The 14,860-nt window shown below is 70.3% G+C and carries 18 protein-coding genes; 12 read left to right on the top strand and 6 right to left on the bottom strand.

What is annotated here, in order from left to right; all coding sequences use genetic code 11:
- Positions 1 to 8: 8 nt before the first annotated feature.
- A complete protein-coding gene (locus AB0I12_RS29135) occupies positions 9 to 686 on the top strand; it encodes a hypothetical protein (protein WP_359935445.1) in 678 nt (225 codons plus the stop codon).
- A 13-nt stretch (positions 687 to 699) separates the two neighbouring features.
- Here AB0I12_RS29135 and AB0I12_RS29140 read toward each other — a convergent pair whose 3' ends face one another.
- The 4 genes from AB0I12_RS29140 to AB0I12_RS29155 form a co-directional block, all read right to left on the bottom strand.
- Entirely contained in the window at positions 700 to 909 is a 210-nt protein-coding gene (locus tag AB0I12_RS29140) for a hypothetical protein (RefSeq protein WP_359935447.1), read from the bottom strand.
- A 77-nt stretch (positions 910 to 986) separates the two neighbouring features.
- A complete protein-coding gene (locus AB0I12_RS29145; protein ID WP_359935449.1) occupies positions 987 to 1,478 on the bottom strand; it encodes a DUF2505 domain-containing protein in 492 nt (163 codons plus the stop codon).
- Between the two features lie 34 nt (positions 1,479 to 1,512).
- A complete protein-coding gene (locus AB0I12_RS29150; protein WP_359935451.1) occupies positions 1,513 to 2,970 on the bottom strand; it encodes a glycoside hydrolase family 76 protein in 1,458 nt (485 codons plus the stop codon).
- Between the two features lie 100 nt (positions 2,971 to 3,070).
- Entirely contained in the window at positions 3,071 to 3,586 is a 516-nt protein-coding gene (locus AB0I12_RS29155) for a hypothetical protein (protein WP_359935453.1), read from the bottom strand.
- A gap of 81 nt (positions 3,587 to 3,667) precedes the next feature.
- Between AB0I12_RS29155 and AB0I12_RS29160 the strand changes: the two genes are divergently transcribed.
- From AB0I12_RS29160 to AB0I12_RS29175, 4 genes are all read left to right on the top strand, one after another.
- Complete coding sequence (locus AB0I12_RS29160; protein ID WP_359935455.1) at positions 3,668 to 4,489, top strand: tryptophan 2,3-dioxygenase family protein; 822 nt, start codon at positions 3,668 to 3,670, stop codon at positions 4,487 to 4,489.
- Positions 4,490 to 4,506: 17 nt separating this feature from the next.
- Complete coding sequence (locus AB0I12_RS29165) at positions 4,507 to 5,127, top strand: hypothetical protein (RefSeq protein WP_359935457.1); 621 nt, start codon at positions 4,507 to 4,509, stop codon at positions 5,125 to 5,127.
- 133 nt (positions 5,128 to 5,260) lie between these two features.
- Positions 5,261 to 5,944, top strand: coding sequence for a response regulator transcription factor (locus AB0I12_RS29170; RefSeq protein ID WP_359935459.1), 684 nt, complete (start codon positions 5,261 to 5,263; stop codon positions 5,942 to 5,944).
- A gap of 2 nt (positions 5,945 to 5,946) precedes the next feature.
- Positions 5,947 to 7,254 carry a HAMP domain-containing sensor histidine kinase gene (locus AB0I12_RS29175; protein ID WP_359935640.1) on the top strand — a complete coding sequence of 436 codons (1,308 nt, stop codon included), beginning with the start codon at positions 5,947 to 5,949 and terminating at the stop codon, positions 7,252 to 7,254.
- A gap of 1 nt (position 7,255) precedes the next feature.
- On the opposite strand, the gene AB0I12_RS29180 is transcribed toward AB0I12_RS29175, so the two are convergent.
- Both AB0I12_RS29180 and AB0I12_RS29185 read right to left on the bottom strand, forming a co-directional pair.
- Positions 7,256 to 7,939: a hypothetical protein gene (locus AB0I12_RS29180; protein WP_359935461.1), complete on the bottom strand. Its 684-nt coding sequence runs from the start codon at positions 7,937 to 7,939 to the stop codon at positions 7,256 to 7,258.
- A gap of 93 nt (positions 7,940 to 8,032) precedes the next feature.
- Positions 8,033 to 8,914 (bottom strand): LysR family transcriptional regulator, encoded by an 882-nt coding sequence (locus tag AB0I12_RS29185; RefSeq protein ID WP_359935463.1) that lies wholly within the window; start codon positions 8,912 to 8,914, stop codon positions 8,033 to 8,035.
- Positions 8,915 to 8,994: 80 nt separating this feature from the next.
- Here AB0I12_RS29185 and AB0I12_RS29190 point away from each other — a divergent pair, with 80 nt between their 5' ends.
- From AB0I12_RS29190 to AB0I12_RS29220, 7 genes are all read left to right on the top strand, one after another.
- On the top strand, positions 8,995 to 10,203 hold the full coding sequence (locus AB0I12_RS29190) for an acetyl-CoA C-acetyltransferase (RefSeq protein ID WP_359935465.1): 1,209 nt from the start codon (positions 8,995 to 8,997) through the stop codon (positions 10,201 to 10,203).
- Between the two features lie 85 nt (positions 10,204 to 10,288).
- Positions 10,289 to 11,077 (top strand): CoA transferase subunit A, encoded by a 789-nt coding sequence (locus AB0I12_RS29195; RefSeq protein ID WP_359935467.1) that lies wholly within the window; start codon positions 10,289 to 10,291, stop codon positions 11,075 to 11,077.
- 4 nt (positions 11,078 to 11,081) lie between these two features.
- On the top strand, positions 11,082 to 11,279 hold the full coding sequence (locus tag AB0I12_RS29200; protein ID WP_359935469.1) for a hypothetical protein: 198 nt from the start codon (positions 11,082 to 11,084) through the stop codon (positions 11,277 to 11,279).
- A gap of 56 nt (positions 11,280 to 11,335) precedes the next feature.
- Positions 11,336 to 12,208 (top strand): helix-turn-helix transcriptional regulator, encoded by an 873-nt coding sequence (locus tag AB0I12_RS29205; RefSeq protein WP_359935471.1) that lies wholly within the window; start codon positions 11,336 to 11,338, stop codon positions 12,206 to 12,208.
- Positions 12,208 to 13,086, top strand: coding sequence for an aldo/keto reductase (locus tag AB0I12_RS29210; protein ID WP_359935473.1), 879 nt, complete (start codon positions 12,208 to 12,210; stop codon positions 13,084 to 13,086). The genes AB0I12_RS29205 and AB0I12_RS29210 overlap by 1 nt, the downstream gene beginning before the upstream one ends.
- Positions 13,087 to 13,108: 22 nt before the next feature.
- The gene (locus AB0I12_RS29215) at positions 13,109 to 13,477 is read left to right on the top strand and encodes a DUF2255 family protein (protein ID WP_359935475.1); all 369 of its coding nucleotides are present in this window, start codon (positions 13,109 to 13,111) and stop codon (positions 13,475 to 13,477) included.
- A 399-nt stretch (positions 13,478 to 13,876) separates the two neighbouring features.
- Positions 13,877 to 14,848, top strand: coding sequence for a hypothetical protein (locus AB0I12_RS29220; RefSeq protein WP_359935477.1), 972 nt, complete (start codon positions 13,877 to 13,879; stop codon positions 14,846 to 14,848).
- Positions 14,849 to 14,860: the final 12 nt, after the last annotated feature.

A 14,860-nucleotide genomic window follows, 5' to 3' on the forward strand; every position in this document is an offset into this window, starting at 1 on the left:
TCAGCGGCATGACGGGCGGCGCGTACGTGGACCTGCTCGACCCGGGCGTTGACCATCGCGACGCCGAGCGGGTGCTGCGGGAGTCCGGGTGGACGCCTTGCGGGGCAGGGGACTGGGCGGTCGCGTTGCGGGCGCCGGACGGCCGGGCCGCGGCGCGGATCAGCCCGTTCGATCCGGCGGGGCCCTACACAGTCGCGCTGTATCGCGAGGCGGCGCACACCCGTCAGGTTCCGCGGGTCTTCGGGCATCGGCGGCTGGCAGGCGGCGGGGATCTGCAGTTCTTGGAGTGGCTCGAGCCGGTCGACGCGGACGAGGCCGCCGGGTTCCACCGGGCACTGGCCGCGCGCGAGCCGGCGGTCGCCGAGCTCGCGGACGCCGTACGCCGGGTGCACGAGCGCGCGGCGCGGGAGTTGCCGTGGTTCGCGCCGAGGCTCGACGACAACCCGGACAACATCATGCGCACCGCGGACGGGCGTCTGGTGGCGGCGGACCTGTTCAGCGCGGACGGGCCGCGGCTGTACGCAGCGGTCCTGGACGAGCCGGGGCTGGTCGCGGCGAGCATTCCCGAGGCCGAGCGCCGGTTCATCACCGACATCCCGCTCACCAACACCGGCCCGTGGCCGGCCGAGGTGCGCGCGGCGATGCGGGCCGGTCTGGCCGCCGCCGACGCGACCTCGGCCAGCTAGCTGGACGCGGCGGTCAGGCGGTTCGGTGGAGTGGCTGGGTGGGTGGGTCGATTAGGAGGGCCGAGCCGCACTGCACGCAGATCCACTCGTCGGGCTCGTCGACCAGGTAGTCCGAGGGGTCGATCCGCTCGAACGGCATCACGGCGGCGCAGAACGCGCAGTACTGGTCGGCGCCGGTCGTGGGCGGGGTCCGGTCCCGCTTCTTTCGCAGGGTGCTTCGCATCGGAACGGTCACCTCCGGGACAACACTTCGTTTCAGGTTGCCACCGGAGGCGACGCGGTCAGCGCAACGACACGGGTCTACTTCCCACTCCACTCGTGGCCGAGGTCGTACTCCTTCTGCAGGCCGGAGCGGATCGCGTCGACGACGAACGGCTCGAGCTTCTTGCCGATCAGCGGGATCGCGACCTTGATGTCGAGGTCGATCGACTGGACGGTCTGCGCGCCCTCCGTGGCGATCCGGGCCGTTCCTTTCAGCGTCACCGGGGTGTTCGAGATCTCGCCGGCCACGTCGGCGGTCCGCGTGCCGTCGGCGGCCGCCGCGTGCCAGGTCTCGGTCTGCACGACGGTCAGCGTCTCGCCGACGAACTTCCGGGCCATGTCCGGGATGTCGGTGGACTCCATCTCCCGGGAGACCCGGACGACGGTGTCGGCGCCCGACGTGCTGACCTGCACGTCGTACGACAGCGCCTTCGTCTTCTCGCAGGCCTGCTCACGGAAGGCGGTGTCCGTCACGATCGCGAACACTTCCTCAGGGGTGGCGTCGTACGACGCCGACATCTTCAGCTCCATGCGCTCATCATGGCATTGCCGGCGTCGCCCGAGGTCATGGTGCCGCGTTGAGCAGGTCGAGCGCCGACTGCTGGCGGGCTGCGTCGAGTTTGTCGACCGGGCCGTACCAGCGCAGGCCGTACTGATCCATCGGGGTCCGGTCGGCCGCGAAAGCGCGGTCGGCCTGGCGTTGCAGGTAGGACGTGTACGGGTGGTCCGGCAGCGCGGCGTTCAGCTTGCCGAGGCCGCGGACGTGCGCGCCCTTGAACGACGGGCCGTCGCCGCCGCAGTCGCCGTTCTCGCACGGCTCGCGGAGGATGCCGTCGGCGGTGTGCAGCGAGGCGGCGGTGGTGGCCGCGTCGGCGAGCTGGCGCGCGGACGTCAGGTACGCCGAGTTGTTCGTTGCCTTCGACAACTCGGTGAGCGCGCCGATCAGCACGCCCTGGTTGTACGTCCACGCGGTGTCGCCGTTGTTCTTGCAGGTGGACAGGTCGATACCGTCGTTGACCAGGTGTGAGCCGTTGATCATCCCGGTCTGCTGGAACCAGGTCCACCCGGCCTGCGCGCGCTGCAGGTACGTCGTGTCGCCGGCGATCCGGGTGTGCAACTGCGCGTTCAGCTGGATGTAGAGCGAGTTGGTGATCGCGTTCTTGTACGTCTTCGCCTCGCTCCACCAGACACCACCGCCGCAGGTGCCGTCCCAGTACGCCGCCATGTGGTCGGCATCCACGCGGGCCGTCTGCAGATACCGCGCCTCGCCGGTGAGGTCGTACGCCGCGACCCACGCGAGACCCCACCACCCGGTGTCGTCGATGTAGTCGTTGCGGAACTGGCCCTCGAACTGGCCGAGGTTCAGGTCGTACGTCTTGCCGATCGCGTACTTGTAGCTCGGCATCCCGCTGATCCGGGCGTTGTCGATCAGCGCGTTCAGTGCGTTCGCGGAGTTCCACCAGCCCGTGGTGTCGAACAGTCCGCTGGACAGGTTGTAGTTCTGCATCAGCGCGGTCGCGGCCGCCGTACGACGGTCCCAGGCGTTCCAGGTCGTCCGGGCCCACGGCGTGCAGGCGACGTCGGCGCGGTCGCCGGCCTTGCCGCAGGCGCGCAGGGCGCCGACGCCGAGGTTGTTCCAGTCGTCGACGTTGTACATCTGGGTGCGCCAGCCGCGTTGCCCACTGGGGATCGCGGTGTTGCCGAGGCGGCTGCCGCCGGACCAGGTGCGGCCGCCGTCCATCGAGCGGTCCAGCCAGACCTCGTCACCCGGATTGCCGTTCTCGATCGAGGCCCAGCCCATCGCGTCGCTGTCGTCGAAGTGCAGGGTGATCGTGCGGCCGAAGAGTGTGGTCGAGACCGGGGCGCGGTCGCCGGGCGCGAGCGCGGGGTCGCGCGCGTCGCAGTACTTGTTGCAGATCGTTGCCTGGGTGGTCATGGTCACCGGTGGGGTTTCAGCCGGCGCCGGTGGGGGCGCGCCGAGAGCGATCAGCAGGGACAGGCTGGAAACGATTCCAACGGACATCACAGATCTCCCTGGGGCGGTAGGAAGCGACTGGGGTGGTGGGGCGGGGAAGGAATCGGCGCAGCGGTGCCACCGAAGGTAGGTGGGTGATGACGCTACGTCAAGACATCAAGAGCGCTGCGAGGACTGCGGCGGTCAGGACGAGTGTGAACGTGGTCGCGACCCGGCGGCCGCGGGTGCGGCGGTGGGTGTGGGCGGTGCGGTCGGGACGCGTGGTGCAGGGGTCGAAGCCGAGCTCGTCGGACGGTGCGAGGACGCCGCCGAGCCGCGCCGGGAACGAGCGCCGCTCCGCCTGCCGGGTCGCCTCCTCGATCACCCGGCGGCGCATGAACTCGCGGTGCCTGGTCGCCGGCAGCCGGACGTCCGGCGGCACGGTGAGGCTCGACGGCAGCGCGAGATCGGCCGGCAGCGCGAGGCCCGCCGGGAGCGCCCGCTGGACCACGGCGTGCGCCGCCGCCACCCGCCTCGCCCGGCTGATCGAAGGCGGGAGGATCAGGTAGGCGAGGTGGACCAGCGACCGGTAGTCGTCGAGCAGCAACGCCTCGATCAGCGGCTCTTCCCGGGTGGGACCCTGGACGGGCCCCGGGACGATCGGTGTCTCGACCGTGGCGGACATGCAACTCCTCAACTCGGCGTACCCAAGGTCCAACGAATGAATCACTGACCAGTCACGAAGTGGTCGGTTAGTCTCCGTGTCATGAGCACTGGTGACGGCGTGGCGGGGCAGTGGGGCGGGGTCGACGTGAATTTCGGTGAGGAAGGCGGGCGGCTGACGTACGGCAGCTACCTGCGGCTCGCCGAGCTGCTCGACCAGCAGCGGTTGGAGTCCGACCCGCCGGCGCACGACGAACTGCTGTTCATCACGATCCACCAGGTGTACGAGCTGTGGTTCAAGCAGGTCCTGCACGAGCTCTCCGCGTCCCGCGACGCGATGCTCGCCGGGGAGCTCTGGCTGGCCGAGCACCTGCTGCGGCGGGTGCACACGATCGAGCGGGTCCTGACGCAGCAGGTGGACATCCTGGAGACGATGACCCCGCAGGACTTCGGCGAGTTCCGGCACCGGTTGTCGCCGGCGTCCGGGTTCCAGTCGGTGCAGTACCGCGAAGTCGAGTTCCTGTCCGGCGCGAAGGACCCGTCGTTCGTCCGCCGGTTCCGCGGTCTGACCGACGCCGAGAAGGACCGCCTGCGGCGCCGGCTGGAGGAGCCGACGCTGTGGGACGCGTACCTCGAGGTGCTCCGGACGGCGGGCTTCGACACCGGCTCCGAGGACGCCGTCCGCGACGCTCTCCGCAAGGTCGCCGGCGACCGCTCCCACTACGCCGCCGTCTGGGAACTCGCCGAGGCCCTCGTCCAGCACGATGAACTGGCCGCCGCCTGGCGCGCCCGCCACGTCGTCATGGTCGAACGCATGATCGGCACCAAACCGGGCACCGGCGGATCCTCCGGCGCCACCTACCTCCGCAGCCGCCTCGACCTCCGCTACTATCCGCTCCTCTGGAACCTGCGCAGCAACCTGTAGCCCACGGAAGGCCGCCCATGAAGCTCTATGCCGACACCGGGGCGAAGCGTTTCGGGCAGGTGGTCGGCGATGTGATGCTGGTGGCGTGGGTGTGGGTTTGTGTGCAGCTGGGGCAGGTCGTTTTCCAGGTGACCGACGCGCTGGGGGCGCCGGGGCGGAAGGCGGCCGAGGCGGGAGACGGACTGGCGGGGGATCTGCGGCGGTTGTCCGAGCCGATCGGGAAGGTGCCGGCGGTGGGGGACCAGTTGCGGTCGCCGATCGACGGCGCGGCCGGGGCCGCGGGGAAGCTGGCGCAGGCGGGGCGGGACCAGGCGCACGCGGTGGAGCAGCTCGCGTACGTGCTCGCGGCGGTGACGATCGGCTTGCCGGTGCTGTTCGCCGTGCTGATCTGGGTGCCGCGGCGGATCCGGTTCGCGCGGCGGGCCGGTGCGGCGCAGCGGTTCATCGACAGCACGGCGGATCTGGACCTGTTCGCGCTCCGGGCGATGGCGAACCAGCCGATGCACAAGCTCGCGAAGATCTCCGACGACCCGGTCGCCGCCTGGCGCGACGGCGACGCGGACGTGATCGCGCGGCTCGCCCGCCTGGAGTTGCGCTCCACCGGACTGAAGCCGCCCCGGACCTCCACCACTCAGTAACCCCACGTCCGGGCCGCGCGGATCGGGCCGTCAGGCGTGGCCGAGCGGCCGGGCCGGAGGTTGGTGAGTGGTGGGCGTCCGCTTGATTCCGGCTTGAGGTTGGCTTGAGCGGGCGGAGGATACGCTCGGTGGCATGGCGCGGGTGCTGCTGGTCGAGGACGACGATGCGATCCGGGCGTCGTTGGGGAAGTCCCTCACGGCGGCCGGCCATGTCGTGTCGGCGGTGGCGGCCGGCGCGGACGGGGTCGCCGCGGTTGCGCGCGAGCGGCCGGAGGTGCTGTTGCTCGATCTCGGGCTTCCCGATCTCGACGGGCGCGACGTGCTCGCGATGGTGCGCGCGGTCAGCGACGTACCAGTGATCGTGGCGACGGCGCGCGACGACGATGCGAGCGTCGTCCGGCTGCTGGACGCGGGCGCGGACGACTACGTGATCAAACCGTTCAGCGCGGCGCAGATGGATGCCCGGATCCGCGCCGTCCTGCGTCGGCTCGGGCACGACCAGCAAGGCGAGACGACGGTCGAGATCGGTGGACTGCGGATCGATCCGCGCAGCCGTGAGGTGACCGTGGACGGCGCCGCGGTGGATCTGACCCGGAAGGAGTTCGACCTGCTGCTGGCGTTGTCGCGACGTCCCGGGGCCGTGGTGACGAAGCGGGAGCTGCTCGCGGAGGTCTGGGGGCTGCCGTGGGGCGGCGGCGACCGGACCGTCGACGTACACCTTTCGTGGCTACGGCGGAAGCTGGGCGAGACGGCCGCCGCTCCACGGTTCATCCACAGCGTGCGCGGTGTCGGTATCAAGCTCGCGGTGGACGGGTGAGCATGCGCCGCCGCATCCTGCTGCTGTCGGTCGGCATGACCACGCTGGTCGTGCTCGCGTTCGCCGTACCGCTGGTGGTCCTGCTCCGCAGTACGACGGCCAACGAGTCCAAGGACAAGGCACGGTACCTGGCCGAGAGCGTCGCGTACTACGTCGGCGACAAGGGCCGCACGAACGACGACATCACGGCGTACATCAACGGTCTGGCGGACAAGCCGGGGCGGATCTCGGTGCGGATGCCGGACGGTACGACGCTGGGCGAGCCGCCGCCCGGCGGGGTGCCGACGCCGAAGGAGGTCCCGGCCGGGTACGGCGACGACCCGGACGGCGACGACGGGAAAGGGCCGCCGAAGCTCGGCGACGCTGATTACCGGGATGTCGACGGCGGCCTCGCGGTGGACGTCGGCGTCGGTACGCCGACCGGACCCGCCTCGGTCTGCGTCTTCCTGACCGCCGAGGAGCTGTACGACGGTCTGGTGCCGCGGGTCCTGTTCCTCGTCGGCGGCAGCCTGCTCGTACTCCTGCTCAGCATCGCCGGCGCCGAACTGGTGTCGCGCCGGCTCGCGCGTCCGCTGGAGGAGACCGCGAGTACGGCGGAACGCCTGGCCCGCGGTGACATGGACGCCCGCGCCCCGACGACCGGACCCGCCGAGGTGGCGAAGGTCGGCGCCGCGCTGAACGGACTCGCGGACCGGATCGACGAGGTGATCGCCGTCGAACGCGAGGCGGTCGCGGACCTGTCGCACCGGCTTCGTACGCCGTTGACCGCGCTTCGCCTGCAGGTCGAGGCGCTACCGGACCGGGAGAGCGCCGAGGAGCTGAACACCCAGGTGAACAGTCTCGAACGGACGCTGACCGCGGTGATCAGCGCCGCCCGTCGACCGCATCGCGAAGGACGCGTACCGCACTCGGACGCGGTCGAGGTGACGCGTCAGCGGGCCGCATTCTGGGAGCCGCTGTTCGAGGACCAGGGCCGCGAGCTGGCGCTGGACCTGCCGGACACGCCCGCGACCGTGCGCTCCTCCGCCGAGGACCTCGGCGCGGCACTCGACGCCCTGGTGGAGAACGTCGTCGCCCACACCCCCGACGGCACGCCCGCGCGGATCACCCTGACCCGGGCGGCCGGCGTCGTACGCATCGTCGTCGCCGACAACGGCCCCGGCATCCCCCTCGGCGCCGGCGAACGTGGCCGCAGCGACCGAGGCTCCACCGGCCTGGGCCTGGACATCGCCCGCCGCTGCGCCGAAGCCGCCGGCGGCCAACTAACCCTGCACCGCAACGAGGTCGAACTGACCCTCGCGGCGACGTAGCTTAGCTGGTCGTCCAGACCGTCACCTCGAGCTCAACTCTTCCGGTGGTCGCATTCCACGACTGGACTCGGAACAGGCCGACGTGCGGGTTCACCGACCCACCGGAGCGCACGCAGAACGCCGTACCTTTGCCGGCCGCGAACGATTCCGGCTGCGCGTCCGTGCCCAGCGCGCTCAGGCAATCGTCGTAGGTGGCCGGTGCTCCGGGGTCGAGGCCGCCTGCCTTGGCGCTGAGTCCCAGTTGCGCGTACGGAACGCCACCGATCGGCCTGAACTCGCCCACGTCGATGGTCAAAGTGTCCTGGTTGACAACCGGTCCCGGCTGGTCGACGTCGACGCCGTAGCCGTTCGGAACCTTGATGTTCTCCTTCCAGACCAGGGAGCCGGCACCGCCCGCGGCCGGGCTGCCGGACGGACGATCGGTGCTGCCGGCCGTCGGGGTCACGGTGCTTGTCACGGTGCTTGTAACGGTGCTTGTCAACGTGCTCGTCGCTGTGCTTGTCACGGTGGTTGTCGGTGGTGCCGGATTGATGCTCTGCGGCAAGGCGCCTGCCTGGCCCAGGACGATCGTCAGAACCGAGGCGGCTCCTGCCGCGACGGCCGGGATCCCTGCGAGCAGGGCAGGGTGACGGTGCCACGCGTAGTCCCGGTCGTCCTTCGATTGGCCCGTTGTCGTGTTGCTCATCCGCGGCTCCCCTACACGTCGCAGGCCTGAGGAGTCAGCCTACCGACGGCCTGGTCCACGTCGCCTGTCCAAGGGGAGCGTCGCCAGCCGTACCTACTGAACCAGTCCTGTGAGGACCGTCAGTGCGCGCTCGAGGTGTGGTGCTGCGTCGTCGGCTCGGGTGGCGGCCGCCAGCTCGACGGCCGCTGAGCCGGTGAGCGCGCGGTAGGCGACTCCGGGAACCTTCAGCTCGGCAACGGGTGCGGGCACGATCGCGATACCCAGCCCGGCCGCGACGAAGGTCACCAACGTCGACGTCTCCGCCACCTCGTGCCGTACCCGCGGCTCGAACCCGGCGGCCCGGCAGTGTGCGAGCACGGTGTCGTGCATCACCGATCGCCCGGCGCCCGCGTGGATCACGAAGTCCTCGTCGGCCAGCTCCTCCAGCCGCACGCGGCGTCTGCCGGCCAGCCGATGACCGTCGGGTACGGCGACGATCAGCGGATCGGCCCGCAGTACGTCGACCCGCAGCGACTCGTCCTCCACCGGCGGCCGCAGCAGCCCGAGGTCGATCCGGCCGTCCGCGAGCGCCTGGGCCTGTTCGGGGGCGAGCATCTCGCCCTGGACGGCGACCTCCACGTCGGGCAGCTCCTCGCGCAACGTCCGCACCAGATGCGGCAGCAGGCTGTACGTCGCCGAGCCAACACAGCCGATCACGAGCCGCCCTTGGAGCCCCGCCGCGACCCGCTGGGCTTCACCTGCCGCGGACGAGACCGCTGCGATGATCTGCCGGGCCCGGACCAGGTACGACTCGCCGGCGGGTGTGAGCTCGACGCGTCGCGTCGTACGCCGGAACAACTGCAGGCCGAGCTCGCTCTCCAGCCGGCGGATCTGCTGCGACAACGGCGGCTGGGCCATGTGCAGCCGGGCGGCGGCGCGCCCGAAGTGCCGTTCCTCGGCGACGGCGACGAAGTACCGCAGGTGACGGAGCTCCACGCGATTGATACTGGCAGAGTCTCAGTCGAGCGTAAATGAGTATTTCTCCATATCGGTCCTCGCGGCCTACCGTCGAGGGCATGGGCGATGTGGTGATCTGCGAACCGATCCGTACTCCGGTGGGCCGCTTCGGCGGTGCGCTGGCCGCGCTGTCGGCCGCCGACCTCGCCACAGCCGCTCTCACCGAACTCGTCCGCCGGACCGGTCTGGGCGAAGGTGATGTCGACGACGTCGTGCTCGGCCAGTGCTACCCGAACGGCGAGGCGCCGGCGATCGGGCGGATCGCCGCCCTCGATGCGGGCCTCGGCGTCGGCGTACCCGGGGTGCAGGTCGACCGCCGCTGCGGATCGGGCCTGCAGGCCGTGCTGTACGCGGCAGGCATGGTCGCCACCGGCGCGGCTCGGCTGGTTGTTGCCGGCGGCACCGAGTCGATGTCGCAGGTCGAGCACTACGCGCTCGGTCTGCGGACCGGCGTCCGCGGCACTGTGGAGCTGAGCGACCGCCTGATTCGGGCCAGGGAAACGGCCGGCGGCAAGTTTCATCCGGTGCCGGGCGGGATGCTGGAGACGGCCGAGAACGTCCGCCGCGAGTACGGCATCTCCCGTGCGGAGCAGGATGCGTTCGCGCTGCGGTCCCACCAGCGCGCCGTCGCCGCGCAGGCCGAAGGCCGGTTCGCCGACGAGGTGGTGCCGGTGGAGGTTCCTGGCCGGCGCGGTACGAGCACGCTCGTCACCGCCGACGAGCACCCGCGTCCCGACACTTCGCTCGAGGGCCTCGCCGCGCTTCGGCCGGTCATGCTCGCACAAGACCCCGGCGCGACCGTCACCGCGGGCAACGCCAGCGGGCAGAACGACGGCGCCGCCGTCTGCGTCGTCACCACCCGCAAGGAGGCTGAGCGCCGCGGCCTTCGCCCGCTCGTGGCACTGCGCTCGTGGGCGGTCGCTGGTGTGGGGCCCGAGGTGATGGGGATCGGGCCGGTGCCGGCCACCGCCGCGGCCCTCGCGCGCGCCGACCTCACCCTCGACGACCTGGACCTGATCGAGCTCAACGAGGCGTTCGCGTCCCAGGTCCTCGCCTGCCTGCGCGAGTGGAAGGTCGACCCGCTCGACGAGCGCCTGAACCCGAACGGCTCCGGGATCTCCCTCGGCCACCCCCTCGGCGCCACCGGCGCGCGGATCCTTGCCACCCTGTCTCGCGAACTCCACCGACGCGACGGCCGGTACGCGCTGGAGACCCTCTGCGTCGGTGGTGGTCAGGGCCTCGCCGCGATCTTCGAGGCCGTCCGGTGAAGGTCGCGTGCACGGCACTCGTTCTCTCTGACGGTACGCCGGCGGTGGCGGAGGCCGTCATCGCCTATCTCCTGGAGGACGGCTCATGAGCCTCGACAAGGTCGTCGCCACCCCGGCGCTCGCGGTCGCGGACATCGCGGACGGTTCGAGTGTCGCGGTCGGCGGGTTCGGGCTGGCCGGGATCCCGTGGTTCCTGATCGAGGCGCTGCTGGAGCAGGGCGCCGGCGACCTGACCGTGGTGTCGAACAACTGCGGTGTCGACGGTGCGGGACTCGGCCTGCTGCTCGAACGCCGGCGGATCAGCCGGGTGATCGCGTCGTACGTGGGGGAGAACAAGGAGTTCGCCCGGCAGTACCTCGCGGGCGAGCTGACCGTCGAACTCACACCGCAGGGCACCCTCGCCGAGCGGCTGCGCGCGGGCGGCGCCGGGATCGGGGCGTTCTTCACCCCGACCGGCGTCGGCACGCTGGTCTCCGAGGGCGGGCTGCCGTGGCGGTACGCGCCGGACGGCACGGTCGCGGTCGCCTCACCGGCCAAGGAGGTACGGACGATCCAGGGCCGGGACATGGTGCTCGAGGAGGCGATCGTCACCGACGTCGCCCTGGTCCGCGCGGCAGTCGCCGACCGGGCCGGAAACTGCGTGTTCCACGCTTCGGCCCGCAACTTCAACCCGGTCGCGGCGATGGCCGGCCGGCTGACGATCGTCGAGGCCGAGCAGGTCGTCGAGGTCGGCGAGCTCGCTCCCGACGCGATCCACCTGCCAGGTGTTTTCGTGCAGTGCGTCGTGCCGCTGACCCCGGAGCAGGCCGGCCGGAAGTCGATCGAGAAACGTACGACCCGGCCGCGGGAGGTGCGACGTGCCGTGGACGCGTGATCAGATGGCTGCCCGAGCGGCCGCCGAGCTGAGCGACGGCGACACCCTCCCGCTGACCGGGCGGCGCGTGGTTCAACGCGTGATCACCGACCTGGCCGTCCTGGACATCACCGACGGGACCTTCACCGTCGTGGAACTTGCCCCGTCCGTCACCGTCACCGAACTCCAAGACGCAACCGCGGCGCCCGTCACGCTCACCTGATCAGAGGGGTACTGACAGGGTCTGGTAGGAGCGTGGCGACGACGTAGCGTGAAGGTATGGCCGTCAACAACGACCTGCGGGAGTTTCTCACTACCCGTCGGGCAAGGATCACCCCCGATCAGGCTGGTCTGCCCGTGTACGGCGCCAACCGGCGGGTGGCAGGTCTGCGGCGCGAAGAGGTCGCTCTCCTTGCCGGGATCAGCGTCGAGTACTACACCCGCCTGGAGCGCGGCAGTGCCGGCAGCGTCTCGGACAGCGTCCTCGACGGGCTCGTGCACGCGCTGCAGCTCGACGAGGCGGAGCGCGACTACCTCTACCGCCTGGTCCGTTCGGCAGCCACGCCCGCGGCTCGCGCGCCGCGCCGTACGCCGGGGAAGAAGCGTGTGCGCCCAGTCGTGCAGCGCATTCTCGACCAGATGCCGATGCCGGCGTACCTGCGGAACAGTCGCTTCGACGTCCTCGCCGCCAACGACCTGGGCAGAGCCCTGTACAGCCCGCTGTACGACCAGGCTGGGCCTCACAGGCCGCCCAACAGCGCCCGCTTCTGCTTCCTGGACCCCAGTGCGACAGAGTTCTTCGTCGACTACGACAAGGCAGCCAACGACTGTGTAGCGTTCCTGCGGGCCGCGGCCGGAAGCGATCCCTACGACAAGGATCTCTCCGACCTCGTGGGCGAGCTGTCCACCCGCAGCGAGGACTTCCGCCGCCGCTGGGCCGCCCACGACGTCCGCTACCACCGCACCGGCCGCAAACGCTTCCACCACCCGGTTGTCGGCGACATCGAGCTCGACTACGAAGCGTTCGAGCTCGCCGGCGACCCTGGCCAGCGCGTCAACATCTACACCGCACCTCCCGACTCGCCCGCCGAGGAAGCACTGAACCTCCTCGCCAGCTGGACCGTACGCGAACCCCTCCGAAGGACTCTTTGATGCAGACCCTGACGCTCAACAACGGTGTCCAGATGCCCGCGCTCGGCCTCGGCGTGTTCCAGACGCCGCCCGACGAGACCCGTGCCGCCGTCGCGGCCGCTCTCGATCTCGGGTACCGCCATATCGATACCGCCGCGGCGTACGGCAACGAGCGCGAGGTCGGCGAGGCCATCCGCGACTCCGGCGTGGCCCGGGACGAGCTGTTCGTCGAGACCAAGATCTGGATCAGCGACTACGGGTACGACGAAACCCTGCACGGGTTCGCCAAGAGTGCGGGCAAGCTCGGCGTCGAGCAGATCGACCTGCTGATCCTCCACCAGGCGCTGCCGAGCGATTTCGGCCGGACGCTCGAGGCGTACCGTGCCCTGGAGAAGCTCCTTGCCGACGGCAAGGTCCGCGCGATCGGCGTCAGCAACTTCACGGTCGACCACCTCCGCGCGCTCCTCGACGCGACCACCGTGGTCCCGGCGGTGAACCAGTTGGAGATCCACCCGTACTTCCAGCAGCGCGAGGTGCAGGAGTTCGACCGCGACCACGGCATCCTGAACCAGGCCTGGTCGCCGATCGGCGGCATCACGTTCTACCGCGACAGCGGCCACGCCAGCGCCCTCGAAGATCCCGTCATCGGCAGCATCGCCGCCGCCCACCGCAAGTCGCCGGCCCAGGTCATGCTCCGGTGGGGCCTCCAGCAAGGCCGCTCGGTCATCCCCAAGTCGACCAGGCCCGCGAGAATCGCCGAGAACCTCGACGTCTTCGACTTCGACCTCACCCCCGCCGAACTCGCCACCATCGACACCCTCGAAACCAGCAAACGCGGCGGCCCTGAGCCCGAGGACATCACCCTGACCGCCTTCGGCCGCCCGATCCCCGAGGCCTGACCCGCACAGTGGAGGCGAAAGCGTGAGTACCTGGACTGCTGACGAGTTGAACACCCTGGACCGGCTCGGCGAGATCCGCGTCGCCGGGCGCCGCCTGGACGGATCGCTGCGCACGCTGACGATCGTGTGGCACGTCGTCGTCGACAGGAAGCTGTACGTGCGATCGGTGCGCGGGGCCGAGGGTGGCTGGTACAAGGGGGTCGTCCGGCATCACGAAGGTGCGATCGCGTGGGACGGGACGACTCGGGAGGTCAGCTACGTGCCGGACGACACGGCCGACGACCGGATCGACGCGGCTTATTTCGCCAAGTACGGCAACGGATCGCCCAGCCGCGCGATCACGAACGCCGCGGCGAGAGCCACCACGCTGCGCGTCGAACCACGGTCGTGAAGTGGCCGTTGGCAACGAATAGCGGTGACATCAGGTAGTTGGTTGATTACTCCGTGGCCTGTCTTCGGGAAGGTGCTCGGGGCGCAGGCGAACGGCGCAATCCGGATCACCGGGAACACCCACCCGAGGCCGGCGCCGTCCAATGCGGTACGGCATTGCTGCCCGAAGGGGCGGTCATTTCGGTGACCATCACCGCAACCGTGGTCGCCGGGCACACCGGAACCCTGGACAACATCGCCCGCGTCCTGATCGCGGCCGGCGCCGTACTGCCGGCAGCCACGCGCCGCCGCCGGGTCTGAGGCGTGCAGCTTGCTGCAACCCTGTATTCAAAGGACCTTGGGCTCGGCTATAGTCGGCCGATCTCGAGCTCTTCGAGATGACACTGGAGGGGGAACTCCTATGAAACTGCAGCGCTTTGCGCTCGCGGTGGCCGGCGCGGGTCTGCTCGCGGCCGCGGCCGCATCCGCCCCGGCCGCAGCGAGCGGCCAGGCCGACCCGAAGCCGTACTTCTCGGAACGAACCGCCCGGCCGCTGTCCGCGAAGGCTGCGATCGCTGCCACTCCGTGCATCAGCGCGGTCGGCGTGCCCACCGCGGCGGGCACCATGCAGGAGATCGACGCGACGCCGCCGAACCGGCCGCCGACACCGCCGACCGCCGACATCTTCGAGCCGTTCGCGTTCGTCGGCACCCGCGCGGACGCGACTTGGTACTTCGCGACCAACGCCTCGCAGACCCAGTTCTACTACTACGGCCTGCTGCTGCAGGGCGGGAACCTCTACCGGCACACGACGTACCTGCCGACCGACGAGGAGAAGCCGCCGGTGCCGACCTTCAAGAAGGTCGGGAACGGCTGGACCAGCTTCACGTCGATCGCCACGTCCAACTACAGCGTCGCCCAGCCGCGGCACGCCTACCTGTACGGCCTGAACACCAACGGCAGCCTGTACCGCTACGCGATCGTCGGCACCGGGTTCAAGGCGCTCGGCCCGCTCGCGGGCTTCGGCGGTTTCAAGGCGATGACGGTCATCAGCGAGACCGCGACGTACGACACGTTGCTGATGGTCTCGAAGGCCGGCGCGCTGTGGACCGCGCACATCCCGGTGGCGGCCGGCGCCAAGCCGGTCATGAAGCTGATCCGCTCCAGCGGCTTCGCGGCGTACGAATCCATCGTCGCGCAGGGCTGCGGCACCCGCGGCGGCACGCTGCTCGTGTTCGCCGACCACAACACGCAGTCCGCCGACCAGTACGCGATGAGCAAGGCGAACGGCACGGCCACCGCGATCACGAAGTACGGCAAGATCCCGGCCACGTTCAACGGTGTCACCCACGTGTCTCTCACCACCCACTACGACCAGCTGGTCGGCGAGTAGTTCGAGCAGACC

The organism is Kribbella sp. NPDC050459, from assembly GCF_040655315.1.
Taxonomy (GTDB): domain Bacteria; phylum Actinomycetota; class Actinomycetes; order Propionibacteriales; family Kribbellaceae; genus Kribbella.

Bases quoted from the DNA above. Each gene is read 5' to 3' on its own strand.
- AB0I12_RS29150 (WP_359935451.1), bottom strand. From the start codon at position 2,970: ATGTCCGTTGGAATCGTTTCCAGCCTGTCCCTGCTGATCGCTCTCGGC.
- AB0I12_RS29155 (WP_359935453.1), bottom strand. From the start codon at position 3,586: ATGTCCGCCACGGTCGAGACACCGATCGTCCCGGGGCCCGTCCAGGGT.
- AB0I12_RS29180 (WP_359935461.1), bottom strand. From the start codon at position 7,939: ATGAGCAACACGACAACGGGCCAATCGAAGGACGACCGGGACTACGCG.
- AB0I12_RS29190 (WP_359935465.1), top strand. From the start codon at position 8,995: ATGGGCGATGTGGTGATCTGCGAACCGATCCGTACTCCGGTGGGCCGC.
- AB0I12_RS29220 (WP_359935477.1), top strand. From the start codon at position 13,877: ATGAAACTGCAGCGCTTTGCGCTCGCGGTGGCCGGCGCGGGTCTGCTC.
- AB0I12_RS29205 (WP_359935471.1), top strand. From the start codon at position 11,336: ATGGCCGTCAACAACGACCTGCGGGAGTTTCTCACTACCCGTCGGGCA.
- AB0I12_RS29200 (WP_359935469.1), top strand. From the start codon at position 11,082: ATGGCTGCCCGAGCGGCCGCCGAGCTGAGCGACGGCGACACCCTCCCG.
- AB0I12_RS29135 (WP_359935445.1), top strand. From the start codon at position 9: ATGACGGGCGGCGCGTACGTGGACCTGCTCGACCCGGGCGTTGACCAT.
- AB0I12_RS29165 (WP_359935457.1), top strand. From the start codon at position 4,507: ATGAAGCTCTATGCCGACACCGGGGCGAAGCGTTTCGGGCAGGTGGTC.
- AB0I12_RS29175 (WP_359935640.1), top strand. From the start codon at position 5,947: ATGCGCCGCCGCATCCTGCTGCTGTCGGTCGGCATGACCACGCTGGTC.
- AB0I12_RS29140 (WP_359935447.1), bottom strand. From the start codon at position 909: ATGCGAAGCACCCTGCGAAAGAAGCGGGACCGGACCCCGCCCACGACC.
- AB0I12_RS29210 (WP_359935473.1), top strand. From the start codon at position 12,208: ATGCAGACCCTGACGCTCAACAACGGTGTCCAGATGCCCGCGCTCGGC.
- AB0I12_RS29195 (WP_359935467.1), top strand. From the start codon at position 10,289: ATGAGCCTCGACAAGGTCGTCGCCACCCCGGCGCTCGCGGTCGCGGAC.
- AB0I12_RS29170 (WP_359935459.1), top strand. From the start codon at position 5,261: ATGGCGCGGGTGCTGCTGGTCGAGGACGACGATGCGATCCGGGCGTCG.
- AB0I12_RS29145 (WP_359935449.1), bottom strand. From the start codon at position 1,478: ATGGAGCTGAAGATGTCGGCGTCGTACGACGCCACCCCTGAGGAAGTG.
- AB0I12_RS29160 (WP_359935455.1), top strand. From the start codon at position 3,668: ATGAGCACTGGTGACGGCGTGGCGGGGCAGTGGGGCGGGGTCGACGTG.